This window comes from Halolamina pelagica, from assembly GCF_900115675.1.
GTDB classification, from domain to species: Archaea; Halobacteriota; Halobacteria; order Halobacteriales; family Haloferacaceae; genus Halolamina; species Halolamina pelagica.
In genome coordinates, this window is the sequence record NZ_FOXI01000007.1 from 36,492 (window position 1) to 59,280 (window position 22,789).

At 70.0% G+C, this 22,789-nt stretch carries 25 protein-coding genes and 1 tRNA gene; 14 read left to right on the forward strand and 12 right to left on the reverse strand.

Going from position 1 to position 22,789, the window contains the following annotated elements:
* Window positions 1-108: 108 nt before the first annotated feature.
* Entirely contained in the window at window positions 109-303 is a 195-nt protein-coding gene (locus tag BMZ83_RS10615; RefSeq protein ID WP_074878460.1) for a XapX domain-containing protein, read from the reverse strand.
* A gap of 108 nt (window positions 304-411) precedes the next feature.
* On the opposite strand from BMZ83_RS10615, the gene BMZ83_RS10620 reads away from it, so the two are divergent.
* The 6 genes from BMZ83_RS10620 (at window position 412) to BMZ83_RS10640 (ending at window position 4,892) form a co-directional block, all read left to right on the forward strand.
* A complete protein-coding gene (locus BMZ83_RS10620) occupies window positions 412-990 on the forward strand; it encodes a peptidylprolyl isomerase (protein ID WP_074878462.1) in 579 nt (192 codons plus the stop codon).
* Between the two features lie 251 nt (window positions 991-1,241).
* Window positions 1,242-1,583, forward strand: coding sequence for a DUF5802 family protein (locus BMZ83_RS10625; RefSeq protein WP_074878464.1), 342 nt, complete (start codon window positions 1,242-1,244; stop codon window positions 1,581-1,583).
* 83 nt (window positions 1,584-1,666) lie between these two features.
* A complete protein-coding gene (locus BMZ83_RS17365) occupies window positions 1,667-1,798 on the forward strand; it encodes a hypothetical protein (RefSeq protein ID WP_255458112.1) in 132 nt (43 codons plus the stop codon).
* A gap of 68 nt (window positions 1,799-1,866) precedes the next feature.
* Window positions 1,867-2,769, forward strand: a complete 903-nt coding sequence (locus BMZ83_RS10630; protein WP_074878466.1) for a Vms1/Ankzf1 family peptidyl-tRNA hydrolase — start codon at window positions 1,867-1,869, stop codon at window positions 2,767-2,769.
* Window positions 2,770-2,817: 48 nt separating this feature from the next.
* Window positions 2,818-3,855, forward strand: coding sequence for a DUF1611 domain-containing protein (locus BMZ83_RS10635; protein WP_074878469.1), 1,038 nt, complete (start codon window positions 2,818-2,820; stop codon window positions 3,853-3,855).
* Window positions 3,852-4,892 carry a dipeptide epimerase gene (locus tag BMZ83_RS10640; RefSeq protein WP_074878471.1) on the forward strand — a complete coding sequence of 347 codons (1,041 nt, stop codon included), beginning with the start codon at window positions 3,852-3,854 and terminating at the stop codon, window positions 4,890-4,892. The genes BMZ83_RS10635 and BMZ83_RS10640 overlap by 4 nt, the downstream gene beginning before the upstream one ends.
* A 295-nt stretch (window positions 4,893-5,187) precedes the next feature.
* On the opposite strand, the gene BMZ83_RS10645 is transcribed toward BMZ83_RS10640, so the two are convergent.
* Both BMZ83_RS10645 and BMZ83_RS10650 read right to left on the reverse strand, forming a co-directional pair.
* Window positions 5,188-6,222: a hypothetical protein gene (locus tag BMZ83_RS10645; RefSeq protein ID WP_074878473.1), complete on the reverse strand. Its 1,035-nt coding sequence runs from the start codon at window positions 6,220-6,222 to the stop codon at window positions 5,188-5,190.
* Window positions 6,223-6,253: 31 nt separating this feature from the next.
* The gene (locus BMZ83_RS10650) at window positions 6,254-7,099 is read right to left on the reverse strand and encodes a PspA/IM30 family protein (RefSeq protein ID WP_074878475.1); all 846 of its coding nucleotides are present in this window, start codon (window positions 7,097-7,099) and stop codon (window positions 6,254-6,256) included.
* 96 nt (window positions 7,100-7,195) lie between these two features.
* Between BMZ83_RS10650 and BMZ83_RS10655 the strand changes: the two genes are divergently transcribed.
* On the forward strand, window positions 7,196-7,855 hold the full coding sequence (locus BMZ83_RS10655; protein ID WP_074878478.1) for a dienelactone hydrolase family protein: 660 nt from the start codon (window positions 7,196-7,198) through the stop codon (window positions 7,853-7,855).
* A gap of 1 nt (window position 7,856) precedes the next feature.
* Here the strand turns inward: BMZ83_RS10655 and BMZ83_RS10660 are convergent, their stop codons facing one another.
* The 4 genes from BMZ83_RS10660 to BMZ83_RS10675 are packed head-to-tail and all read right to left on the reverse strand — an operon-like array spanning window position 7,857 to window position 10,055.
* Window positions 7,857-8,276 (reverse strand): hypothetical protein, encoded by a 420-nt coding sequence (locus BMZ83_RS10660; protein ID WP_074878479.1) that lies wholly within the window; start codon window positions 8,274-8,276, stop codon window positions 7,857-7,859.
* Between the two features lie 43 nt (window positions 8,277-8,319).
* Complete coding sequence (locus tag BMZ83_RS10665) at window positions 8,320-8,643, reverse strand: transcription factor S (RefSeq protein ID WP_074878481.1); 324 nt, start codon at window positions 8,641-8,643, stop codon at window positions 8,320-8,322.
* A gap of 34 nt (window positions 8,644-8,677) precedes the next feature.
* Window positions 8,678-9,262: a hypothetical protein gene (locus BMZ83_RS16895; protein ID WP_074878483.1), complete on the reverse strand. Its 585-nt coding sequence runs from the start codon at window positions 9,260-9,262 to the stop codon at window positions 8,678-8,680.
* Window positions 9,255-10,055, reverse strand: a complete 801-nt coding sequence (locus BMZ83_RS10675; protein WP_074878485.1) for a hypothetical protein — start codon at window positions 10,053-10,055, stop codon at window positions 9,255-9,257. The genes BMZ83_RS16895 and BMZ83_RS10675 overlap by 8 nt, the downstream gene beginning before the upstream one ends.
* Window positions 10,056-10,195: 140 nt before the next feature.
* On the opposite strand from BMZ83_RS10675, the gene BMZ83_RS10680 reads away from it, so the two are divergent.
* The 7 genes from BMZ83_RS10680 (at window position 10,196) to tgtA (ending at window position 16,271) form a co-directional block, all read left to right on the forward strand.
* On the forward strand, window positions 10,196-10,978 hold the full coding sequence (locus BMZ83_RS10680; protein WP_074878486.1) for a hypothetical protein: 783 nt from the start codon (window positions 10,196-10,198) through the stop codon (window positions 10,976-10,978).
* Between the two features lie 74 nt (window positions 10,979-11,052).
* Window positions 11,053-11,125: transfer RNA gene (locus tag BMZ83_RS10685), tRNA-Pro, on the forward strand.
* Window positions 11,126-11,432: 307 nt separating this feature from the next.
* Window positions 11,433-11,948 carry an AAA family ATPase gene (locus tag BMZ83_RS10690; protein ID WP_074878488.1) on the forward strand — a complete coding sequence of 172 codons (516 nt, stop codon included), beginning with the start codon at window positions 11,433-11,435 and terminating at the stop codon, window positions 11,946-11,948.
* 79 nt (window positions 11,949-12,027) lie between these two features.
* Window positions 12,028-13,335, forward strand: a complete 1,308-nt coding sequence (locus tag BMZ83_RS10695; protein ID WP_074878490.1) for an aryl-sulfate sulfotransferase — start codon at window positions 12,028-12,030, stop codon at window positions 13,333-13,335.
* 60 nt (window positions 13,336-13,395) lie between these two features.
* Window positions 13,396-13,938: an NUDIX hydrolase gene (locus BMZ83_RS10700; protein ID WP_074878493.1), complete on the forward strand. Its 543-nt coding sequence runs from the start codon at window positions 13,396-13,398 to the stop codon at window positions 13,936-13,938.
* Window positions 13,939-13,978: 40 nt separating this feature from the next.
* Window positions 13,979-14,746: a CPBP family intramembrane glutamic endopeptidase gene (locus BMZ83_RS10705; RefSeq protein WP_074878495.1), complete on the forward strand. Its 768-nt coding sequence runs from the start codon at window positions 13,979-13,981 to the stop codon at window positions 14,744-14,746.
* Window positions 14,747-14,786: 40 nt separating this feature from the next.
* Window positions 14,787-16,271, forward strand: coding sequence for a tRNA guanosine(15) transglycosylase TgtA (tgtA, locus tag BMZ83_RS10710; RefSeq protein ID WP_074878497.1), 1,485 nt, complete (start codon window positions 14,787-14,789; stop codon window positions 16,269-16,271).
* Here the strand turns inward: tgtA and BMZ83_RS10715 are convergent.
* The 5 genes from BMZ83_RS10715 to BMZ83_RS10730 form a co-directional block, all read right to left on the reverse strand.
* Window positions 16,268-17,392, reverse strand: coding sequence for an inorganic phosphate transporter (locus BMZ83_RS10715; RefSeq protein WP_174955823.1), 1,125 nt, complete (start codon window positions 17,390-17,392; stop codon window positions 16,268-16,270). The two genes, tgtA and BMZ83_RS10715, sit on opposite strands and share 4 nt — an antisense overlap.
* Window positions 17,393-17,459: 67 nt before the next feature.
* Window positions 17,460-17,630 (reverse strand): DUF7859 family protein, encoded by a 171-nt coding sequence (locus BMZ83_RS16900; RefSeq protein ID WP_166623262.1) that lies wholly within the window; start codon window positions 17,628-17,630, stop codon window positions 17,460-17,462.
* Window positions 17,631-17,674: 44 nt separating this feature from the next.
* A complete protein-coding gene (locus BMZ83_RS10720) occupies window positions 17,675-18,736 on the reverse strand; it encodes a segregation and condensation protein A (protein WP_079990161.1) in 1,062 nt (353 codons plus the stop codon).
* Window positions 18,737-18,817: 81 nt separating this feature from the next.
* Window positions 18,818-22,405 (reverse strand): chromosome segregation protein SMC, encoded by a 3,588-nt coding sequence (gene smc / locus BMZ83_RS10725; RefSeq protein WP_074878503.1) that lies wholly within the window; start codon window positions 22,403-22,405, stop codon window positions 18,818-18,820.
* A gap of 6 nt (window positions 22,406-22,411) precedes the next feature.
* Entirely contained in the window at window positions 22,412-22,744 is a 333-nt protein-coding gene (locus BMZ83_RS10730) for a DUF7518 family protein (protein WP_074878505.1), read from the reverse strand.
* Window positions 22,745-22,789: the final 45 nt, after the last annotated feature.

A 22,789-nucleotide genomic window follows, 5' to 3' on the forward strand; every position in this document is an offset into this window, starting at 1 on the left:
CTCCCTGGGAGGGCGTGCAGGATTAAGAGGGTGGCTATCTTGATTCAGCGAGAGAATCCCGCCGTTCACGGCGCGGAGGATGTCACGCCGCACCGCTTCCGCGGGCGCTCAGACCCCCAGCGCGTCCAGCAGATCGAACCCCCAGCCGAGGTGCGCCATCACGTAGTAGCCCACGTAGATCCCGACGATGGCGACGACACCCGGCAGCGCCGGCGGCGCCGGGATGGGGAGCCGGAGGAACGTGAACAGCGCACCGGTGATGATTCCGACCGCCAGCGCCGCGACGACGGCAGCGACGTTCATGGTTCCCGGAGCCACGCGGTCGGCGTAAGTAAAGGCGGCTATCGGCGCCGACGCCGCGATGCGGCCGGAGTCAGCAAGGTTAACCGTCGCCCGGCCCGATTCTTCGCCATGAGCTACGAGGACGAGATGGAGAACCCCGAGAACCCCGTCGCGACGATCCACACCACCCACGGCGACATCGTCGTGGAACTGTTCGAGCAGCGCGCGCCGACGACGGTGCGGAACTTCGTCACGCTGGCGACCCACGCCGAGGACTACGAGGACGCCGAGATCGGCCCCGAGGGCGAGGCCTGGGAGGACGACGGCGAGAAGCGCGTCGACCCCCTCTACGACGACGTCGCCTTCCACCGCATCATCTCCGACTTCATGATCCAGGGCGGCGACCCGTCCGAGACCGGTCGCGGCGGCCCCGGCTACCAGTTCGACGACGAGTTCCACGAGGACCTGACCCACGACGGCGCCGGGATCCTCTCGATGGCCAACTCCGGCCCGGACACCAACGGCTCGCAGTTCTTCATCACACTCGACGCCCAGCCCCACCTCGACGGCAAGCACGCCGTCTTCGGCCGCGTCATCGACGGGATGGACGTGGTTGAGGACCTCGGCTCGGTCCCGACCGACCGGAACGACCAGCCCCAGGTCGAGGCGAAGCTCGAGTCCGTCGACATCGACGAGAGCGCCGAATAAGCGCTCTCGTCTGCCCGCCGGCCGAAGTCCGGCGACGTCGACGAGGAAGGCAGTCGCGGCTCGTGACCCGCCGCGACCGCCGTGTCGCGGCTGAGGGCCTCGACGCCGTGACTGTGTACCGCCGCGAACTGCGCCGCCGCCGTTCTGCGATCTTCCACCCTCCTCAGCGACGCGAGTACGCTGATTGCGCTCCACATAAGCGTTGCCGGCAAAGCTTATCCCTATCCGTGCCAGAGGTTGACACGCACAGCATGTTCGAGCAGTTCTCCAGCGGCTACTACCTGGGGGTGTTGTACGTCCAACCGGGGGCGGCGGAGGCCGCCCTCAACGTCGAGGATCACGAGGCGGTCAACCGCCAGCTCTACGGCGACAGCGAGGGGATCGAGCGGCTCGACTCCCCGCTCGTGATGAAGCTCGACGGCACACACTTCCCGGTCCGGGGCGAGGAGGGGGTCCCGACGGGCACGCTGACGGTGCCCGAGTCGCTGGCCGACGACGACCTGCCCGCGCGTCGGGAGGTGCTGCTCGCTCGCCCGGAGCGCGCCGGCCAACTGCTCAAGTACGGCGGCTGGCAGCCGCCGGACGCCGCGTAAGCACCGCTCGTCGGGGCGAAGGCACCGCCTAACGGACCAACAAGCACCGCGTTACTTTATCCGTGTACTCCAACTCTCCAGCTATGGCCACGGGTCAACGCTCGAACGACAGGGTCGAGGAACAGCTGCTGGAAGCGCTCGACGCCGCCGAGAACCGGGAGGTACGGTACCACATCCGCGAGACGCTGCAGCACCTCCACCTCGACGACGGCTGAGCCCTCCCCGGCGACGCGGCGAAGCCGAGCCCCGAAGCTACAAACCCCTCCCCGCCCGCGGGTTCGGTATGCTCGACCGCCTGCTGGGCCGGCGCCACCTGAAAGAGCGCATCGCCGAACTCGAAGCGGAGTGTGAGAGCCTCCAGGCTCGGGCCGAATCAGCCAAGGAGAGCCGCGCCGACGCCGTCAGCGCGCGCCAGGAGGCCGAACGCGAGGTCAACCGGCTGGAGGACCGGATCACCGAACTCGAGGATCGTCTCGAACGCGCCGAGGGCGACGCCGAACTCGACCTGGCCTTCCGGTACGAGGAGACCTGCCGCGGCGACCGCGTCGGCGCCGTCGCCGACCGCCTGCGCAGCGTCGACGCCGGGCGCGAGGGCGCACTGACCGCGTTCGTCGACGACGACGATGCGGTCCCCGAACCGGTCCGGGAGACCCTCGGCGACCGAGCGCCGCTGGTCTCGCGGGCCGCGCCCTGTCTGGTCTGTGCCGACGACGCCGGCCTCGTCGCCGCCGCGCTCTCGCTCCCGATCGAACCGGACCCGTTCGTCGAGTGGGACGACGGGTTCCGCGTCGATCCCGCGTGGGTGCGGCCGACCGGCCGACTCTGCTTCGCGCTCGTGCGCTCGGACACGTTCGCCCTCGGGGTGTACGAGGACGGCGACCGCGTCGAGTTCGAGGGGTTCGAGAGCGACGTGATGGACGAGCACTCCAAGGGCGGGTTCTCCCAGGACCGCTTCGAGCGCCGCCGGGACAACCAGATCGACGACCACCTCGAGAAGGCCGCCGAGTCGATCGAGAACCGCGCGACCGACGCGGACCGCGTGGTGGTCGTCGGCGAGCGCAGCGTGCTCGGGGAGCTGCGCGAGCTCGCGGACGCGACCGCCCGCGTCGACGCCACCGGCGACCCGGAGGCGGCGCTCGAACACGCGTTCTCGGACTTCTGGAGCGTCGGCGTCCGCGGGCTCTGAGTTTCCGCGAGCCACCGATTTATACCCTCCCTCCTCCATCCCCACACCATGCCCGACCAGCGACGACTCGCGATCCTCGCCCACGAGAAGTTCCCCGACCGCGCGAAGACCGCACTCGGCGTGATGCGCTACAGCGACGACGAGACCGTCGCCGTCATCGACCGCGACGCCGCGGGGAGCCGGGTCCACGACCACACCGACACCGTGCCGGACGCCCCCATCGTCGGCTCCTTTTCGGAGATCGACGACGAGGTCGACGCGCTCCTGATCGGCATCGCCCCGATCGGCGGCGGCTTCGACGAGTCCTGGCGCCCGGACGTGACCGCGGCGCTGGAAGCCGGCGTCGACGTGGTCGCCGGCCTGCACTACTTCCTCAACGAGGACGAGGAGTTCGCGACGCTCGCGGCCGAACACGGCGCGGAGATCCACGACGTGCGCGAACCCCACCCCGGGATCGGCGTCGCGGAGGGGAAGTCAGACGAGATCGACGCCGAAGTCGTCCTCACGGTCGGGACCGACTGCTCGGTCGGGAAGATGACCGCCACCTGCGAACTGGTCGACGCCGCCCGGGAGGCCGGCATCGACGCCGGTTTCGTCCCCACCGGGCAGACCGGGATCATGATCGCCGGCTGGGGAAACCCCGTGGACCGTGTGGTCTCGGACTTCACCGCCGGCGCCGTCGAGGAGATGCTGCTCGAGAAGGGCGACGAGCACGACGTGCTGTTCGTCGAGGGGCAGGGGAGCATCGTCCACCCCGCCTACTCCGCGGTCACCTGCGGCATCCTGCACGGCTCGATGGCCGACAAACTGGTGCTCTGTCACGAGGCCGGCCGCGAGGTCGTCCACGGCTACGAGGACACCGAGCTGCCGCCGATCCCGGAGTACGTCGACCTCTACGAGTCGCTCGCGGCGCCGGTCCACGAGGCCGAGGTCGTCGCCGGCGCGCTCAACACGAAGGAGATCGACGACGACGACGCGGCCCGGGAGGCCGTCGAGGCGTTCGGCGACGAGCTCGGCGGCGCCGCCACCGACCCCGTCCGGTTCGATCCCGCGGAGATCGTCGACGAGATCGTGGGGGAGCGATGAGCCTCGACACCGAGTTCGAGCGCGTCTCGCTCCCGCTGGCGAACGCGTTCACCATCTCGCGGGGCACCCAGGAGACCGCCGAGAACGTGATCGTCAAGATCACCGACGAGGGCGGGATGACGGGCGTCGGCGGCGCCGCGCCCTCGTCGCACTACGGCGAGACGGCGGATACGGTCGAGGCGGTCCTGCCGGACCTGCTCGACGTGGTCGAGGAGGTGGGCGACCCCCACGCGCTGACGACCATCGAGGAGCGCATGCGCCACACCGTCGAACGCAACCCCGCGGCGCGGTGTGCGGTCTCGATCGCGCTGCACGACCTCGCGGCCAAGCGCACCGGGCTGCCGCTCTACCGGATGTGGGGGCTCGACCCCAGCGAGACGCCGACGAGTTCGTTCACGATCGGCCTCGACACGACCGGGCGCATCCGCGAGAAGACCGCCGACGCCGTCGACGCCGGCTACTCGACGCTGAAGGTCAAACTCGGCACCGACCGCGACCGGGAGATCATCGAGGCGATCCGCGAGGAGGCGCCCGAGGCGACGCTGCGCGTCGACGCCAACGAGGCGTGGACGCCCCGCGAGACCGTCCAGAACTCCCGCTGGCTCGCCGAGCACGACGTGGAGTTCATCGAACAGCCCGTGCCCGCCGAGGACCCCGAGGGGCTCAAGTTCGCCTACGAGCGGAGCGAGCTCCCCATCGCCGCCGACGAGTCCTGCATCACGCTCGAGGACGTCCCCGAGATCGCTGACAAGTGCGATATCGCGAACCTGAAGCTGATGAAGTGTGGCGGCCTGCTGGAGGCGAAACGGATGGTCCACGCCGCCCGCGCCGAGGGGCTGGAAGTGATGCTCGGCTGCATGATCGAGAGCAACGCCAGCATCGCCGCGGGGGTCCACCTCGGCCCGCTGCTGGACTACGCCGACCTCGACGGCTCGCTGCTGCTCGACTCCGATCCCTACGCTGGCGTCGACCTCGTCGCGGGAGAGATGCGGCTGGCGGAACTGGGGCTGCCCGGCACCGGCGCGCGAACGGAGTAGTCGGTTCGCGCGGTCATCCCGCCGACCTGTAGCTATTTCCGGTGTCGAACGCGACCAGTACCGAGATGGCGGCGCCACCGGCGGTCCCGTTCGGGGTTGGCGCGACGGCAGCAGCGGTGACCATCGCGAGCCTGCTGGCGACGCTCGCGACGGATATCCGGCTGTGGCCGCCGGGACGGACCGCCCCAAACCCGTGCGCCACTGGGGGCTCGTCGCCGTCTTCGACGGCTGTATCCTCGGGCTCGCCTCCCGCGGTCCGTCGGCGTCCGGACGCTCTCGGGGGAGTGAGCCGCGATCACTCCTCGAGCGCCACGTCCCGGTCCGTCTCCCGGAGGATGAACGGGCCGATGGAGAGCGTGCGCTTGGTGACGGTGACGATCCGGAGGATGTACGAGAGCAGCACCGCGAACGGCAGCAGCGCGACGGCGACGACGGCCGCGGCCTGCAGCAGCGCGAACGGGACGCCGGCGACGCCGCCCGGGGCCGGGTCGAAGAACAGTAGCGCCCACGTCGACACCAACAACGACGGCAGCGACGTCCAGAGGATGCTGCGCGAGAGGTCGATCAACTCCCACTGGAAGTAGAGCGTCTTGAAGTGCTCGCGGGCGGGGCCGAACAGTTCGAGCACGCTCGCCAGCGCCGCCAGCCGGTCGCTCGCCTGGTCGCTCAAGCTATCTGCGTACTCGACCTGGAGCCGGTTCGCGGTGTAGAGCTTCCAGGAGTAGTTGAAGTTCAGCGCCGCCGAGATGACCTCGAACTCGCCGAATCGGGCGCCCTCGAGGTCCGAACGCACCCCCTCGCTGTTCTCCCGGATGGCGTCGACGAACTCGATGATCCGGCCGCGGAGTTCGTCGTCCTCGAGGTCCTCGACGGCCGACGCCACGTCCTCGGCGCGCTGCTCGGTCGCGCCCACGAGCGACCGGAGAAACGCCGACGGCTCGGTCGGGCTGATGGGGTCCTCCAGCAGGTCGCCCACGTCCGATCGGAACCTCGTCGCCTCCTCCATCCGGCCGCGCTGGTCACCGACGGCGCCCTGCTCCTGGGAGAGCACCAACTGCGAGAGCGTCAGCACCAGTGTCACGCCGGTCACCGTCGACCCGATGAGCGCCTGCGCCAGCGTCTCCATCGGGTCGCCGTCGGTGAGTAGCGGATAGACGGAGTCCGGGCGGGCGATCCCGCCAGCGACGACGCCGAGAAAGAGCGCGCTGACGACGCCCAGCGCGACCAGTCGGCGGTCCGCGCCCATGTACAACCAGAGCTTGGCGGTGCTTACCTCCGCACGCTCCCGGATCGTGTCCTGGGTCTCGCCAGGCGATTCGGGCGTGCTCACGGCCGCTCACCGCCGGAAAACTGTCGGAGGGTCACTCCTCGTCCCGGAGCTCCTCGAGTTCGCTCTCGATTTCGGGGTCGGCCTCGGCATCCGCGCCGGCCTCGGCATCCGCGCCGGTCTCGGCGTCGGCGGGTTCGGTTTCGGCCTCGCTCGGTTCGTCGGCACCGTTGGCCGCCACCTCCTCGCCGAGTTCGCCCTTCAGCGTCGCGAGTTCGGACTCGACCTCGGCGTCGGTCCGGCCCTGTTCGAGTTCGCGGTCGATGCGGTCCTCGTCGGAGAGGGCGTTCTCGAAGGCGCCCGTCTCCTCGAGTTCGTCCATCGCCTCCGCGCGGGCCTCCATCTCCTCGGTGCGCTCCTCGGAGCGTTCGATCGCCCGAGTCACGTCGCTCATCTCGTCGCCGGCGCCCGTCATCGCCTCGGAGACGCGGGTCTCGGCCTCGGCGGCGTCGTGGCGCGCCTTCAGCGTCTCCTTGCGGGTGCGGAACTCCTCGATCTGGCTCTGGAGTTCGTCCTTCTTCTCGACGAGTCGGTCCTGGGACTGCTGGAGGTCGGCGATCTGGGCCTCCAGGTCCTCGATCTCGTTCATCTTCGACTTCTTCTTCTCCAAGGCCTCGCGGGCGAGGTCGTCGCGGTCCTGCCGGACCGCCTCGCGGGCCTGCTCGTTGTGCTTCTCGACGTTCTCCTCCAGCCGGCGCTTCTGGATCTCCAGCCGTTTCTTCTGGGTCGTGAGGTCGGCGATGCCCTGCTTGACCTCCTGGAGCTGGTCGCGCATCTGCTCGTAGGAGTAGTCGAGGGTCTCGTTCGGGTCCTCGGCCCGGTTGAGCACCGAGTTCAGCTTCGACCGCACGATGTAGGAGGCACGCGAGAGGATTCCCATACCGGTGTATGGGGCCGTCAGCGCCTTAAAACCTCCCGCGAGTGACCAGTAGCCGCGAGCGGAAGGTGCTTTGGAGTGGCTCTCCCACCCGGAGCCATGAGCGACAGCGAACCGGTCGTCGTCCCGAGCGCGCGGGACGTGCGGGCGAGCCTCGACACGGCGCCCGGCGACGGTCGGGCGGGCGCCGACGAAGGCACCCCAGCCGACGCCTGTGTCGTCGCCTGCCCGCCCCACCCACAGCATCGCGGCCACCGCGGCGACGGGCGACTCGTCGCCATCAGCGACCGCCTGACCGAGGCCGGCGTCGACTGCCTGCGCTTCGACTACGGCGACTGGGACGAGGGGTACGGCGAACTCGGCGACACCTACGCCGCGATCGAGTGGGCGAGCGAACGCTACGAGACGGTCGGGCTGACGGGGTTCAGCTTCGGGGGCTGTCTCACCCTGCTCGCGGCGGCGGGGACCGCCGTCGACGGCACCGCGGCCGCGACGCCGGATCTCGCCGCCGTCGCCGCGCTCGCGCCGCCGAGTCGGCTGAACGACGACCTGCACGCGCTCCCCGCGATGGCGCGCATCGACGCCCCCGCGACGGTCGTCTACGGCGAGCGCGACGACATCGCGGACTGGGAGCCGGTCGTGGAGCGCGCCGAGGAGCTCGGCTGGCCGACGACGGGGCTGTCGGCGGGCCACCTCTTCGTCGGACGGATCGAAGAGGCAGGCGACGCTCTCGGCGAGTTCCTGCTGGACTCGCTCTGAGCTACTGCGCCCCTTCGCGGTAGCCCGCGACGACGTAGCTCCCGGTGAGGCTCAGGACCATCGTGAGCACGAACGCCCAGAAGCCGACCGTGAGCGCGTCGGCGACCAGCGCGCCGGTCGACGCCCGCTCGATCGGTTCCCAGACGTAGATCCCGACCGCGGCGACGGCGCCGACGGCGAACGGCGCGAGAAAGCGGGGACTCCACAGCGAGCCGCCGGTCTCGGCGTAGCTCGCGACGTAGTTCCGGAACGTGGCGACGAAGACGTAGACGGCGAACGCCCAGAGCAGGCCGCTGAGGACGGCGGCGAGCAGCGCCGGGACGTGGATCGCCGTCGCACCGGATAGCGAGCCGCCAGCCCCCACCAGAAACGCTGCGAAGAGGAGGAGGTGCCACCGTTCGAACCGATCCTGGAGGGGCATTACGCCGAAAGTCGACCGGCCGGGAGAAAAGCGTGCCGCCGGTTCAGTTGTACTCGCGCCAGGTGTTGTCGCACTCCTTGCAGCGCAGGAACCGGGTCGGGGGCTCGTCGGCGGAGGCGGTCTGGCGGATCTCGTACCACGCCTCGCCGTGGCCACACTCCTCGCAGGTCACGTCCGAGGCCGTTGGTTTGCCCTCGTACTCGGCCTCGTCGTCGGCCTCGATCAGGTCGCCGTGGGTCTGTTCGTCGGTGGAGACGAACGCTTCCTCGGCCGCCTCGTCGCGGGGCTGGCTGGCGTCGCACTCGGTGCAGACCATCCGGTCGCCCTCCGCGACCATCATCGAGCCGCAGTCGTCGCAGAACTGCATACCGGAGCACGGGGGGCCGCGCGGGAAAGCCTGTTCACTCCTCGCTGACGAACCCCGGCAGCGCCTCGTCGTCGGCGGCGACCTTCGGACAGCCCCGCACCCGGAAGTGGCCGTCGTCGACGAGTTCGACGATCTCGGTGCCCTCGTTGGTGCAGGTCGCGGCCGGCGGCTCAGCGAAGAACTCACACCGCTGGCAGTACTCCCGCTTGTCGACGACGTGCTCGTCGGGCGTCCCGGTCGGCTCGACCGTCGGTTCGACGCCCGGCTCCTCGCCCAGCAGGTCCGTAACCTCGGCGTCGCCCTCGACGACGGCGTCCCAGACCGCCTCGGCGTCGATGTCGCCGACCTCGACCTCCTCGAACAGCTCCGTGGCCTCGGCTTCGCTGACGGGCTCGCCCTCGTCGACCCCCGCGAACGGGTCGGCGTCCGTGTCGGCGGCCGCCTCGCGCTCGGCCTCGATGCGCTCGCGAAGCGCCGAGAGCGGGACGTCCCCCTCGGCGTCGTCGGCTCCCTCGTACTCGCTAGTGTCGTTGTCCTCGGCGGTGTCGTGCGCCTCCCGGTCGGCTCCGGCGTACTCCTCGGGGACCCCCTCGCCGTTCGCTTCGCGGTCCTCACCCATCGTCGGAGAACACCTCCTCGGCTGGCGCGGGGTCGAACGACTCGCCCGTCAGCGCCGGCTGGTCGCCGGTCACGAGCGTCGCCGAGCCGAGGAACCGGCTGCCGGGCTCCACGTCGACGAACGACTCCCCGCAGTGGGGGCAGCGTGGCTCCGACAGCAGGCCCACGTGGACCCGCTTGCCGCAGTTCTCGCAGTCGGCCGTCCCGACGTTTCGGCGGTTGGCGTCGGCCTGTAACTCCTCGACGGCCTCGCGCCGGGCGTCGGCGGCCTCGAGTTCGGTGACCCGCTTTCGCAGGTCGACCACCGCGCTCGCGAGCCGGTCGAGTTTCCCCTCGGCGTCGTCGGCGCGGTCGGCCAGCGAGGCGAGCACCGCCTCGTAGTTGTCGAACCCGCCCTCGACCCGCCGGTCGAGGGACGCGAGCGCCCGGCGGAGGATGGCGATCTCGTCGGCCTCGGCGCGCTCGACCTCGTCGATCCGGTCGGCGAGGTCGGGGTGGTCGTGGTCGGCTTTCGCCCGCGACTGGGCGACCTGCATCACCTGAACGACCCGGTCCCGCACGTCCTCGATCCGGTCGTCGGTCTCCCCCTCCAGCTCGTCGATCCGGTCGGCGAGCTCCGCGAGCTGCTGCTCCAGCGGCGGCACGTCCGTCGCGTCCTCGGCGTCGGTGAGAACTCGGTGGGTCGCGACGGCGCGAGCGAGCACCTCGCCCCGTTCCCGGCCGGTCTCAGCGGCCCGATCGTCGAGCCAGCGATCCAGTTCGGTCGGGAGTGATTGGGGCTGCTCCTCTTCCATCGGGAGTGGCTACTGGCCGGTCACATAAGTAATTCCGTGCTCGCGTCACCGGCGCGGCCGGGCGTCGACGCCAGCCGGGGCGGCGGTGGTAGCGTACCGCTATCAAAACCGTTTTTAACTATCTCTCGCCACAGACTGTCATGTCCCTGAACATCGGCGACGCCCTCTCGACCGGCGCGGAGAAGTTGACGACGACGGCCGGGATCCAGTTGGCCGTTGTCTACATCGCCCTCCAGTTCCTGACCGCACTCGGGACCAACTCGGCGATCGCCACCGTCGAGACCCCCGCGGGAACCTCGGGGATGGCGACGCCGACGCTGGCGCTCCCGATCGGCGTCGCCGGCGGCGCCGCGCTGGCGACGCTGGGCGGGATCCTCAACGTCGCGCTGACGGTCGTGGTGCTGCGGGCGGTCACCCACGACGCCGCCGAGCTCGGCTCGATCCCCGCCGGGGTCGCCGACGACATGCTGAAGACGTGGGTGTTCCTCGTGATCGCGCTGATCGTGCAGGGGATCGCGATCGGGCTCGGCTTCGTCCTGCTGATCATCCCCGGCCTGTTCCTCCTCGTGAGCCTGATCTTCACGCAGGTGTTCGTCGCCGTCGAGGGCGAGGGGCCCTTCGAGGCGCTCTCCTCGAGTTGGTCGCTGGCGAAGGGGAACCGGTTCCCGCTGTTCGGCCTGGGCGTGGTGCTGTTCGTGATCAGCCTGCTGGCCAGCATCCCCACCGCCGTCGTGGCGTTCGTGAGTCCGATGGTGGGGACGGTGCTGAACTACGTCGTCTCCGGGTTCGTGAGCATCTTCTCGATCGCGGTGCTGGTCGCGGCCTACCAGCAGCTCTCGGGCGAGTCGGCGGCGACGACGACCGAGACGGAGGACGACGGCGTCGAGCGGCTCGACGACGACTCGGGCTTCGATTACGCCTGATCGGGCGGCGTCGACGCCCTCGCCGGGCACTGAATGGTAACCCTTAACCTCGACGGGTCCGTCGTTTCGCCTGCGGGCCGGTGGGGTAGCTTGGTATCCTTCGGCCTTCGGGTGGCCGTAACCGCGATTCGAATTCGCGCCGGCCCACTACCTTTCCCGCACTCACCGAACGCCGAGCGACAGCGAGGCGTTCCGAGTGCGGGAAGTCGTGTCGCCAAGCGAATTCGGGCACGCGGGACGAGCGTAGCGAGTCCCGCGGCGTTCGACGTTCGCGCCGGCCCACTTCCCGCATTCTGCATCGACGAGCCCCCGGCGTTCCGGTAACCCCGTCAGCGTGAGCGAGCGGTCGGCGGCGTGGTCTCCATCGACCTCACGGCTCGCAGTACCGTCGCAGCGTTCTCCACCACCCCCGAAGCGCTGACTATTAGTGCGCTCCCCACGGTTCTCGGACCGAATGCTCGTCCTGGTCTGCGGGCTCCCCGGCACCGGCAAATCGACGGTGGCCGAGCGCATCGCCGAGCTGCTCCCGGCGCGCCTGCTGCGGACCGACGTGGTGCGGAAGGAACTGTTCCCCGAGCCGACGTACGCGGCCTCAGAGTCCGAAGCGGTGTACGACGAACTGTTCGAGCGGGCGCGTGACCGACTCGACGAGGACGAGCACGTCGTCCTCGACGCCACGTTCCGGCGACGAGAGCGCCGCGAGCGCGCGGCCACGGTCGCCGCCGAGACCGACACCGAACACCGACTCGTCCGCGTCACGTGTGCGGAGTCGGTCGTCCGCGAGCGCATCCGCGAGCGCCAGCGCCACGAGGACGACGAGAGCGACGCCGACTTCTCGGTGTACAACCAGCTCAAGGCGGAGTTCGAACCCATCGAACGCGACGACCACGTCGTCGTCGACAACTCGGGCTCGCTCTCGGAGACGCTGGACGCCGTCGACGAGGCGTTCCGCGCCGCCGCCACCGCCTGAGCGCGGCGAACGCGGGACTCCCTCGTACGTCCCGCTTCCTCGCAAACGTTATCCCCCGGCGCCTATCGAGAGTACGGTAATGGACACGAAGACACGCGGCGCCGTCCTCGTGGTCGGCGCCGTCGCCCTCCTCCTCGTGACGATGGGTGCGAGCGCGGCGCTCGCACCCGACACCGCCGTGGCCGGCACCGACGACGAACGCCGAACCCTGGTCGGGATCCAGGGCGGCGGCGTGGGCTGGCACCAGTACGGCAGCGTCGCCGCCTACGAGGGCAACGACCTGGCGTGGCGCCTCGACGACACGGACAGCTACTTCGACGTGACCGAACTCGACAACGGCAGCGTGATGGCCGGGTTCATGGACGGCGGCTACGAGGACTGTGGCCCCTACGAGTCGCCCTGTACCCACACCGGCTTCCGCATCCTCGATCCCGAGACCGAGTCGATCGAGTACGAGTACTCCTTCCCGGTTCGGAGCAGCAGCAACAGCGAGGTCCACGACGTCGAGCAACTCGGTGGCGGCGAGTTCCTGATGACCGACATGGACGGCGAGCGCCTGTTGGTGGTGAAAAACGACGACGTGGTCTGGGAGTGGAACGCCAGCAGCTACTACGACGCCCCCGAGGATCCCACCCGAATCGACTGGCTCCACATCAACGACGTGGACGTGATCGGCGACGACCAGTTCCTCGTCTCGGTCCGCAACGCCAACCAGATCCTCGTGATCGACCGCCAGGACGGGGTCGTCGAGACGATCAACGCGGACCGCGGCGGCGACGACGGCGCCTGCACCCACGACGGCCAGCTCGCCGACACCGACGGCGACGGCGACGTGCGCTGTGGCGACCCCGAAGTGCTCGACCACCAGCACAACCCGCAGTGGCTGGGCGGCGATCCGACCGGCGACGGCGAGGCGGCCGTCCTCGTCGCCGACAGCGACAACGACCGCGTCGTCGAACTCCACCGCGACGACGGCGAGTGGGAGGTCGCGTGGACGCTCGAACGCGCCGGCGGCATCGAACTCGACTGGCCCCGCGACGCCGACCGCCTCGCGAACGGCAACACGCTGGTGACGGACACGCTCAACACGCGCGTCTTCGAGATCACGCCCAACGGCACGGTCGTCTGGTCCATCTCGACCGAGCGCATCCCCTACGAGGCCGACCGCGAGCCCTACGGCGAACCGCCCGAGGGCGAGTGGTACGTCGGCGAGTCGCCGAACCAAGGCGCAGGCGGCGGCATCCCGCTGCTCTCGGACGCCGCGGCGCTGCTGCCCGGCGTGTTCCCGTGGCTGCCGTTCTGGTTCAACGGCGCCCAACTCGGACTGACGCTCGTCTCGGTCGGCGTCGCCGGCGTCGGCGCCCGGGACCTCTGGCGGTCGCGGTAGCGTCGACGACGCCGCGATCGGACCGACCCGTTTTTGCGCGGCCGGGACGCCCTCCCGCCCATGACCGACGACCTCGCGTGGGAGACGCTCGACTCCGAGATCGACTACCGCTGTCCCGGCTTCGCCGTCCGCCGCGACGACGTTGCGCTCCCCGACGGCAGCGTGACCGACTACCACTCCGTCGAGGAGGTCGAGACCGTGGTCGTCCTCCCGTTCCTCCCGGGCGACGACGAGGTGGTACTGATCGAGGAGTGGCGGCAGGCGGTCGGCCGGGTCAACCGTGGCCTCCCCGCCGGCGGCGTCGAACCCGACGAGGACGACCTCGAAGCCGCCGCCCGTCGGGAACTCCGGGAGGAGACGGGCTACGTCGCCGACTCGATGGCCCACCTCTGTACGACCGAACCGGTCAACGGCATCGCGAACTCGACGCACCACACGTTCGTCGCCCACGGGTGTGAGCCGGCGGCCGAACAGGACCTCGACGACGACGAGAGCATCCGCACCCTGACGGTCGGCTACGACGACCTCGTGGCGGCAGTTCGCGACGGCGAGATCCGCGACGGCCGGGCGGCGCTGGCGGTTGCTCGCCACGAACTCGACTGACGAGGGCAACGACTTTGGGCGAGGGCGTCGGTGTTGCCGTATGAACTCCCGTCTCCGTGCGGTCGGCGTCGGCGTCGGCGTCGGCATCGCCGGCATCGCCGCGGCGCTGGTGCTCGTGCTGCTGAGTGCCTTCCTCCTCGGCGCCCTCGGCGTGACGATCACGCCCGTCCTCAGCATCGTGCTCTCGCTGCTGCTCACGCAGGGCGTCGCCTTCCTCGGCGTCGGCTACCTCTACCTCCGCAACCGCGGGATCCCCGTCCGGTCGATCGGCCTCCGGCTCCCCTCGATCACGGAGTTCGGGATCGTGATCGGCGCGCTCGTGCTCTCGTTCGTCTACCTGATCGCCGTGAGCCAACTGCTCTCCGCGACCGGGACCGAGGCCGCCGAGAACCAGGTCGCCGACATGGCGATGCAGAACCCCGAGATCGTGCTGTACCTCCTGCCGGGCGCGTACCTCCTGATCGGCCCGGGCGAGGAACTGCTCTTCCGGGGCGTCGTCCAGAACCGCATCCGCGAGGCGTTCTCGCCGGTGCCGGGCGTGATCATCGCCAGCGCCATCTTCGCCGCGATCCACGTCGGCTCGCTGGTCGCCGCCGACCCGTCGGCGATACTGGTGACCGTCGGCGTCCTGATGGGCCCGAGCCTGATCCTCGGCGGGATCTACGAGTACACCCGGAACCTCGTCGTCCCCATCCTGGTCCACGGCACGTACAACGCGATCATCTTCCTCTCGCTGTACCTCGTCGCGACCGGCACCGTCGAGGAGAGCGGCACCGCCGTCGCGGCGGTCGTCGCCGCGCTGCCCTGACAACGGAACCCCCTTACGCCGGGACGCCGCACCTCGGCCCATGCGCGACGCCTTCGAGATCCGGGCCAGCGACGGGCTGGCCCGCGTCGGCCGACTGACGGTGCCCCGCGCGGGCGTCACCGTCGAGACGCCGGCGCTGATGCCGGTGGTCAACCCCAACCTCCAGACGATCTCGCCGCGCCGACTCCACGACGAGTTCGGCGCCGAGATCCTGATCACCAACTCCTACATCATCCGCAACACCGACGACCTCCGGGAGCGCGCCGAGGAGCAGGGCCTCCACGAGATGCTCGACTTCCCGGGCGCCATCGTCACCGACTCCGGCTCCTTCCAGCTCGCGGAGTACGGCGAGATCGACACCACCACCACCGAGATCCTGCGGTTCCAGCACGAGATCGGCTCCGACGTCGGGACCCCCGTCGACGTCCCGACGCCGCCGGACGTCTCCCGCGAACGGGCCGAGGAGGAACTCGCCGCCACCGAGGAGGCGCTCGCCGACGCCGAGGCCGTCGACACCGGCGAGATGCTGGTCAACGCGCCCGTGCAGGGCTCGACGTACACCGACCTGCGCGAGCAGGCGGGCGCCCACGCCGCGGGCACGGACCTCGACGTGTTCCCCGTCGGCGCCGTCGTCCCCCTGCTCAACAGCTACCGCTACGACGACATGATCGACGTGGCCGCCGCCGCCAAGCGCGGCCTGGGCGCGGACTGCCCGGTCCACCTGTTCGGCGCCGGTCATCCCATGATGTTCGCGCTCGCGGCGGCCATGGGCTGTGACCTGTTCGACTCCGCCGCGTACGCGCTGTACGCCCGCGACGGCCGGTACCTGACGGTCCGGGGCACCGAACAGCTCGAGGACCTCTCCTATCTCCCCTGTCCGTGCCCGGTCTGTACCGAGCACGACCCCGACTCGCTGCGTGCCCTCGACGAGCGCGAGCGGGAGAACGCGCTCGCGGAGCACAACCTCCACGTCACGTTCGCGGAGATCCGCCGGGTCCGGCAGGCGATCCGGGAGGGGAGCCTGCTGGAACTGGTCGAGGAGCGCGCCCGCGCCCACCCCGCCAGCGCCGACGGCTACAAGGCGCTGCTCGATCACGCCGACCAACTCGAACGGAGCGACCGCGTCTCGAAGGGGACGTTCTTCTACACCTCTCCCGAGAGCGCTCGGCGGCCGGAAGTGCTCCGCCACCACGAACGCCTCCAGCGCCTCGAAACGCCCGAGAGGGTGCTGCTGACGGAGTTCGGCGAGCCCACGGACCACGACCACGACGCGGTCTGGCGGGTCGAACCGCCCTTCGGGCCGTTCCCGCCGTCGCTCTCGGAGACGTACCCACTACACGCGGAAACGCCCGACAGGATGGAGGACGCCGCGTACGTCGCCGCCGCCGACGGCGTCGCCGCGCTCGCGGCGGCCAACCCGGGGACGACCTTCACGCTGGGCCACGACGACTGGCCGGCACAAGCGCTGGAGGAACTGCCGGAGGGCGTGGTGACGGAGGACCTCTCGGAACTGGGAGCGAGTTAGAGCGACTCGACCGCGCTCATCACGCCGTAGCTCAGCAGCAGCGACAGCGCCAGCGAGCCGATCCACGCCAGCACCGTGAACAGCATCTTCTTCCGGCTCACCCCGGCGCCGCCGGCGGCGTAGCCCGAGCCGACGATGGCGGAGACGATGATCTCGTTGAACGAGACGGGGATGCCGAAGGCGACGGCGGTCTGGGCGATGGCGAAGCTCGGGATCAGCGCCGCGATCGAGCGCCGCGGGCCCAGACTGGAGTAGTCCTGTGCCAACGCCTTGATCATCCGGGGCGCGCCGGTCCACGAGCCCGCGAGCAGCCCCACCCCCCCGCCGACGAGGAGGGCGACGATGGGGATCGACTGGAACGTGTCCAGAAGCGGCACCAGCGGGCCGATCGCCAGCCCGACCTGCGAGCCGCCGGCGGAGAACGCCACCAGCCCGCCCAGCGCGAGCAGGAAGCGACGCTGGGCGCCGTCGGCGTCGCGGCGCGTGTCGGCCGCGAGCGCGAGGCCGATCCCGACCGCCAGCGCGAGCGTGACCGCGCCGCGGGCGAGCGCCCCGTCGCCGCCCAGCGAGCCCGCGATCTCGCCGGCGATCGAGCCGGTGCCGTCGGCCGGCCCCAGCAGCGCGAACCCGATGTTGGCGACGATGACGCCGACCAGTCCCGCGAGCGTGGGGACCAGCAACCGCTCGGGGACGTGTTCCGAGCGCAGCAGGCGGGCGGTCCCGTAGGCGATCCCGCCGCCGACGAAGGGGGTGAGCACCCACAGCGCGACGATCTCGCGGTACTTCGCCCACGCCGGGTCGCCGCCCATCGCGAGACCGACGCCGACGACGGCGCCGGTCACGGTGAAGGCAGTCGCAATGGGGTAGCCCTTGAACACGCCCAGCGCGACCAGCACGGCCGCGATCAGCAGCGCGACCGTGGCGGCGAGTGCGGTCAGCGCGACGCCGCCGACGAGTTCGGAGCCGACCGCCTCGGTGACGCTCTGGCCCTGCAACACCGCGCCGGCGAAGCCGAGGACGCCGACGATCAGGCCGGCCCGCATCACCGAGATGGCGTTGGCGCCGACGGCGGGCGCGAAGGGCGTCGACCCCGACGAGCCGGCGCCGATGGCCCACGCCATGAACAGGCTGGCGACCGCGGCGACGAGCGCCGTCCCGATCGTGAGCGGATCTACCACGTTCCCTCCGTCATCGACCTTTCCCGCTGTCGTAGCCTTCGCGCAGTCCGAGCAGCGTCCGGCGTACTAGTAGGTACATGAAGAAGACGAACCCCAGCATCCCGACGAGCACCACCGTGAACAGTGGGTTTGCGACGAGGAAATCGAGCGCCTCGCCCACGACGTTCGCTGGAGCGATCATACGCGGGGTTCTCCCGGCGGTCGGTTAGGCGTTTCGGCGGGGGCCTAGTCCTCCGCTGCCGCCGAGTCGCTCCCCGCGACGGACTCCGCCGGCTCGACGGCCTCGCCGGCGGACTCCGCTGGGTCCGCGTCGGCCTCGTCGCCGTCAGTCGCCGGATCGGGATCCGCAGCAGCCTCATCGTCTTCGGACTCGACGACGCCGGCCCCGCCCGGCTCCTCGGCGTCGACGGCGTCGGGGTCCTGCACCCAGAGGTCGCCGAACAGGTCGTCCTGGTTCAGCCGCACGTCGCCGCGGTTCGAGAGGAAGAGGAGGGCGAGGTACGTCATCACCGGCCGCCCGCCCGCCCCGCGGACCTCCGCGAACAGCACCTCGTCGCGGCCGCGGCCGTACCGCTCGTCGAGCGCGGCGTCCACGTCGGCGATCACCTCGTCGATGTCCTCGGTGTGGGTGGTGCCGGTGACGTCGTCCTCGGTCGGCTCCTCGTCCCGGCGGAAGTCGTCGCCGGCGTGGTAGTCGAGCGTCTGGGGCCCCCGCGAGTAGCCCGACGGGGAGTCGGTCGTGTCGTAGCTCCGGGACTCCTTCCACCAGCTCCCGCGCTCGGCGTCCCGGAGCTCCCGGACGAGCTCGTCCAGCGTCTCGGGCGTGCCGCGGGTGGACTTCCGCTCGAGCCGGCGGTCCATCTCGGCCTCGAGTTGGTCGACGGGGTCGAACCCGTCGTCGGCGCCGGGCGGGGGCGTCTCGTCCGCCATCGCAACCTCCCAGGGTTCGGGGCCGGGCTCCTCGGGTTCGTCGTCGCTCAGCATCGCGTCGGACTTCATCCGGAGCAGGACCGAGGCGTAGAACAGCGCCCGCCCCGACGCCCGGAGGTCGGCCTCGTCGAGTTCGTCGAGGAAGGCGTCGGTGACGGCGACGATGTCGATGTCCCACGGGTCGATCTCCCCCTCCTCGGCGAGCGAGACGAGCACCTCGACCGGCTCGACCTCGCCCTCGTCGGCGTCGGTCGGCGCACGATCGTCGCTCACGAGGTCGTCGTCGACGCCCGGCTCGCCTCGCTCCGGCGCCGAGCGGTCCGACGAGAGGTCGAGCGAGAACTCCTCGTCGCTCATGGTCGGCCTCCCGGGGCGGTTCCCCGCTCGGTCGCGGGGCTCCCTCGCGTTTTCCCGCCTCGCGTGTTCCCGCATCGCGCGTCAGTCATCGTCGGTGGCCACCTCCGCATCCGGCGGCTCGCCCTCCGCGAGGTCGATCCCCGTGACGGCGGAGACGTTGTTCTCCTGCATCGTGACGCCGATGGCGCGCTCGGAGCGGTCGAGCAGCGCCGAGCGGTGGCTGACGACGACGAACTGCGCGTCGCCCGCGAGGTCGTCGACCATCTCGCCGACGCGCTCGGCGTTGACCGCGTCGAGGAACGCGTCGATCTCGTCCAGCGCGTAGAACGGCGCGGGGTTGTGCCGCTGGATCGCGAAGATGAACGCGAGCGCGGTCAGTGACTTCTCCCCGCCGCTCATCGCGTCGAGTCGCTGGACGGGCTTGTCCGCGGGCTGGGCCTTCATCGTCAGCCCCTCCTCGAACGGGTTCTCGGGGTCCTCGAGCACGAGTTCCCCGGTACCGTCCGAGAGCCGCGAGAAGATGCGCTGGAACTGCTCGTCGATGGCCTCGAAGGCGTCCATGAACGTCCGGACCTTCTGCTCCTCGAACCCCTCGATGCGCTCCTCGATCCCGTCGCGCTCCTCGACCAGCACCTCGCGCTGCTCCTGGAGCTCGTCGAGGTCGGACTCGACCTCGTCGTACTCGTCGATGGCGAGCATGTTCACCGGTTCGAGCTCCTCCATCGCCTCGGTCAGGCGCTCGATCTCGGCCTCGACCTCGTCGTGGTCCGGGATCTCGTCGGCGTCGTACTCGCCGACCTGGCTCTCGAGTTCGGAGATCTCCTCGCTGAGCGCGACCGCGCTGCGCTTGAGCGAGTCGAGCCGGTTCTCCACGCGGTCGGCCTCGTCCTTCCGGTCGTTGCGCTCGCTGCGGGCCTCGCGGACCTCGGCTTTGAGCGCCTCGCGTTCCTCCTTGAGCTCGGCGAGCTGCTCCTCGAGTTCGGCGACCGTCTCGTGTTTCTCCTCGAGCGCCGCCTCCTTCTCCTCGATCTCGGCCTCGAACTCCTCGACCTCCGCCTCGAGCTCGGCCTTCCTGTTCTGGGCGGATTCGACGGTGTCGTGGAGGTCCTCCAGCGACTCCTCGGCGTACTCCTTCTCGCGCCGGCGATCGGCGATCTCGGCGTCGAGGGCGTCGCTGCGGTCCTCCAGGTCGTCGATCTCCTCGCGGATCTCCTCGGCCCGCGCGGAGAGTTCGGGGATCTTCGAGTCGGCCATCTCGGCCTCGATCTCCGCGATCGAGTCCTCCGCGGCCGCGATGCGCTCGTCGAGGTCTCCGATCTCCTCGTCGAGGTCGGTCATCTGCGCGTCGACGTCCTCGCGCTCCTCGCGGAGTTCGGCCAGTTCCGCCTCGATCTCCTCGACGCGGTTCTCGGCGTCGTCGACGTCCTCCTCGGCGTCGTCGATGTCGGCCTCGATCTCGCGGACCTTCTCGGCGGCCGCGCTCTTGCGCTCGCGGGCGTCGGTCAGGTCGGCTTCGACCGCGTCGATGTCGTCCTGGATCGACTGGCGCTCCTCCTCGAGGTCGTGGATCTGCTCGGCCAGCCGCTCCAGCCGGCCGCCGCCGGACTTCGAGAAGGAGTACCGGGAGCCGCCGCCGGAGCCGCCGGTCATGGCGCCCGACTTCTCCACGAGGTCGCCGTCGAGGGTGACCATCCGGTAGTCGCCCATGAAGTGGCGGGCGGTCTCCATGTCCTCGACGACCAGCGTCGACCCGAGGACGTACGAGAAGATGCCCGAGTACCGGTCGTCGTAGTCGACGAGGTCGCGGGCGAAGCCGACGACGCCGGGGTCGCTCGGCTCGCGGGGGAGACTCCGGTCGTCCATCTCCGTCATCGGGAGGAACGTCGCCCGGCCCGCGTTCCGGGACTTCAGGTAGTCGATGCAGGACGAGCCGACGCCGTCGTCGTCGACGACGACGTTGGCGAGCCGGCCGCCAGCGGCGGTCTCACACGCCTCGGCGTACTCCCGCGGGACCGAGGCGAGTTCGCCCACGGGACCGTGGACGCCGCTCATCCCGGCGTTCTTGATCGTCGTCACCGCGCGGGGCCAGGAGCTGTCGCCGGTGTCGCTGGCCTTGGCCTCCAGTTCCGCGTACTCGTTGCGGAGCTCGCGCAGCTCCTCGTCGACGTCCGAGAGGTCGCCGTTGAGCTCCTGTTTGCGCTCCTTGAGGTCGGCGACCATCGACTCGGCCTTGGACTCGTTCTTCTCGGCCTTGTCCAGTTCCGAGTGGAGGTTCGACACCCGGGCTCGGAGGTCGGGCAACGATTCACGGACGTCCTCGAGTTCGTCCTCGCGGTCGCTGACGCGGTTCGAGCGCCGCCGCGCCTCGTCGAGCAGGCGGTCCTTCTCACGCTGTTTCTCGTTTTTCTGCTCGCGCAGCGACTCCAGGGCCTCCTTCTCGCGTTCGAGTTCGGCCTTGAGTTCGTCGAACGCGGTGTCGACGTTCTCGATCTCGGTTTCGACCTCCTGGAGGTCGGTCTCCTTCGAGACGATGTCGCTCTTGACGTTTGCCTTCTCGACTTTCAGGTCCCGGATCTCGTCGTCCAGTTCCTCGATCTCCTCCTCCTTCCGGTCGATGTCGACGAAGGCGCTCCGGCGCTCCGCTTCGGCCTCCTCGATGCGCTCCTCGTTGGCCTCGATGCGGTCCTCGAGCCGGGCGATCTCGCCTTTGACCTCCTCGATCTCGCTTTTGACCCGGAGCTGTTCGTCCTCGCCGGTGCGCTCGATCTCGGCGTCGAGCTCGTCGAGCTCGTCCTCCAGCCGCGAGAGCTTCCCCTCGGCCTCGTCGAGCGCGGCGCGTTTCTCCTCGAGGTCGGCCTCGGCGGACTCGGTCTTGGCCTCGGTCCGCTCGAGGTCCTCGCGTTTGTCCTCGAGTTCGGCCGCCCGGAGGTAGCCCTCGTACTCCTCGCGCTCGTCGCGCAGTTTCTGGTACTCGAGGGCGGTCTCTCGCTCGTCGGCCAACTGCTCGAGGCGGTTCTCCTTCTCCTCGATGCGGAGGTCCGCCTCGTTGATCCGGTCCTCGACGACCTCCAACTCCTCGCGGGCGGACTCCTTCTTCGCGTCGAACTCGGCGACGCCCGCGATCTCGTCGATGATCCCCCGGCGCTGGTAGGGGGTCATGTTGATGATCTCGGTCACGTCGCCCTGCATGACGACGTTGTACCCCTCCGGCGTGATCCCGGCCTGGGCCAGCAGGTCCTGGATGTCCGAGAGGTTGGTCGACCGGCCGTTGAGGTAGTAGTAGGAGTAGTAGTTGTCCTCGGTCTCCTTCACCCGGCGCTTGACGGTGATCTCGTCCACGTCGCCGACGTTGTCGCTGCCGGCGGCGGTGGCCACCTGCGAGCGCGTGAGGGTGCCGTCAGAGTTGTCCAGGACGACCGTCACCGACGCCTCCCGGGGCCCGCTCTGCTCGCCGTCCTCGCCGCCGGGGTTGTAGATCAGGTCGGTCAGCTTCTCGGCGCGGATGCCTCTCGTGCGAGCCAGTCCCAGGGCGAACAGGACGCCGTCGATGATGTTCGATTTCCCGGAGCCGTTGGGGCCGGTGATGACGGTGAAGTCCTCGTAGAACGGGATGTGAGTCTCGCGCCCGAAGCTCTTGAAGTCGTCCAGAACGAGTTCCTGAATGTGCATGCGGCCTTACGCGACGATGATGTCGTCGCCGTCGTCGTCGGAGTCGTCCTCCGCCTCGACCTCCTCGGCGGGGGGTTCCTCGTCGACCCCGTCGTTGGCCACGAGCTCGGCGTCACGGCGCTCGTCGGTGCCCCGCGCCTGCGCCTGCTCCTCGGCGGTGGTGCGGCCGTCGTCGTTCCCGGTGCGGGCCGGCTCGCTCGCGTCCGCCTCCAGGTCCTCGGTCGTCTCCTCGAGTTGGCGGACCCGCTCCTTGGTCTCGACCAGTTCCTCGGTCAGCCCGTCGACCGCTGCCTGTAGCTCGGCGACTTGTGACTCGAGATCGTCCGCTCGGTTGCTCATGGGCGGATTACCGAGGCCACTCGTATAAAGCCACGGACGAGCGGG

Coding starts and splice junctions, on each gene's coding strand:
- BMZ83_RS10615 (WP_074878460.1), bottom strand. CDS start 303: ATGAACGTCGCTGCCGTCGTCGCGGCGCTGGCGGTCGGAATCATCACC.
- BMZ83_RS10620 (WP_074878462.1), top strand. CDS start 412: ATGAGCTACGAGGACGAGATGGAGAACCCCGAGAACCCCGTCGCGACG.
- BMZ83_RS10625 (WP_074878464.1), top strand. CDS start 1,242: ATGTTCGAGCAGTTCTCCAGCGGCTACTACCTGGGGGTGTTGTACGTC.
- BMZ83_RS17365 (WP_255458112.1), top strand. CDS start 1,667: ATGGCCACGGGTCAACGCTCGAACGACAGGGTCGAGGAACAGCTGCTG.
- BMZ83_RS10630 (WP_074878466.1), top strand. CDS start 1,867: ATGCTCGACCGCCTGCTGGGCCGGCGCCACCTGAAAGAGCGCATCGCC.
- BMZ83_RS10635 (WP_074878469.1), top strand. CDS start 2,818: ATGCCCGACCAGCGACGACTCGCGATCCTCGCCCACGAGAAGTTCCCC.
- BMZ83_RS10640 (WP_074878471.1), top strand. CDS start 3,852: ATGAGCCTCGACACCGAGTTCGAGCGCGTCTCGCTCCCGCTGGCGAAC.
- BMZ83_RS10650 (WP_074878475.1), bottom strand. CDS start 7,099: ATGGGAATCCTCTCGCGTGCCTCCTACATCGTGCGGTCGAAGCTGAAC.
- BMZ83_RS10655 (WP_074878478.1), top strand. CDS start 7,196: ATGAGCGACAGCGAACCGGTCGTCGTCCCGAGCGCGCGGGACGTGCGG.
- BMZ83_RS10660 (WP_074878479.1), bottom strand. CDS start 8,276: ATGCCCCTCCAGGATCGGTTCGAACGGTGGCACCTCCTCCTCTTCGCA.
- BMZ83_RS10665 (WP_074878481.1), bottom strand. CDS start 8,643: ATGCAGTTCTGCGACGACTGCGGCTCGATGATGGTCGCGGAGGGCGAC.
- BMZ83_RS16895 (WP_074878483.1), bottom strand. CDS start 9,262: ATGGGTGAGGACCGCGAAGCGAACGGCGAGGGGGTCCCCGAGGAGTAC.
- BMZ83_RS10675 (WP_074878485.1), bottom strand. CDS start 10,055: ATGGAAGAGGAGCAGCCCCAATCACTCCCGACCGAACTGGATCGCTGG.
- BMZ83_RS10680 (WP_074878486.1), top strand. CDS start 10,196: ATGTCCCTGAACATCGGCGACGCCCTCTCGACCGGCGCGGAGAAGTTG.
- BMZ83_RS10690 (WP_074878488.1), top strand. CDS start 11,433: ATGCTCGTCCTGGTCTGCGGGCTCCCCGGCACCGGCAAATCGACGGTG.
- BMZ83_RS10695 (WP_074878490.1), top strand. CDS start 12,028: ATGGACACGAAGACACGCGGCGCCGTCCTCGTGGTCGGCGCCGTCGCC.
- BMZ83_RS10700 (WP_074878493.1), top strand. CDS start 13,396: ATGACCGACGACCTCGCGTGGGAGACGCTCGACTCCGAGATCGACTAC.
- BMZ83_RS10705 (WP_074878495.1), top strand. CDS start 13,979: ATGAACTCCCGTCTCCGTGCGGTCGGCGTCGGCGTCGGCGTCGGCATC.
- tgtA (WP_074878497.1), top strand. CDS start 14,787: ATGCGCGACGCCTTCGAGATCCGGGCCAGCGACGGGCTGGCCCGCGTC.
- BMZ83_RS10715 (WP_174955823.1), bottom strand. CDS start 17,392: ATGGCGTGGGCCATCGGCGCCGGCTCGTCGGGGTCGACGCCCTTCGCG.
- BMZ83_RS16900 (WP_166623262.1), bottom strand. CDS start 17,630: ATGATCGCTCCAGCGAACGTCGTGGGCGAGGCGCTCGATTTCCTCGTC.
- BMZ83_RS10720 (WP_079990161.1), bottom strand. CDS start 18,736: ATGAGCGACGAGGAGTTCTCGCTCGACCTCTCGTCGGACCGCTCGGCG.
- smc (WP_074878503.1), bottom strand. CDS start 22,405: ATGCACATTCAGGAACTCGTTCTGGACGACTTCAAGAGCTTCGGGCGC.
- BMZ83_RS10730 (WP_074878505.1), bottom strand. CDS start 22,744: ATGAGCAACCGAGCGGACGATCTCGAGTCACAAGTCGCCGAGCTACAG.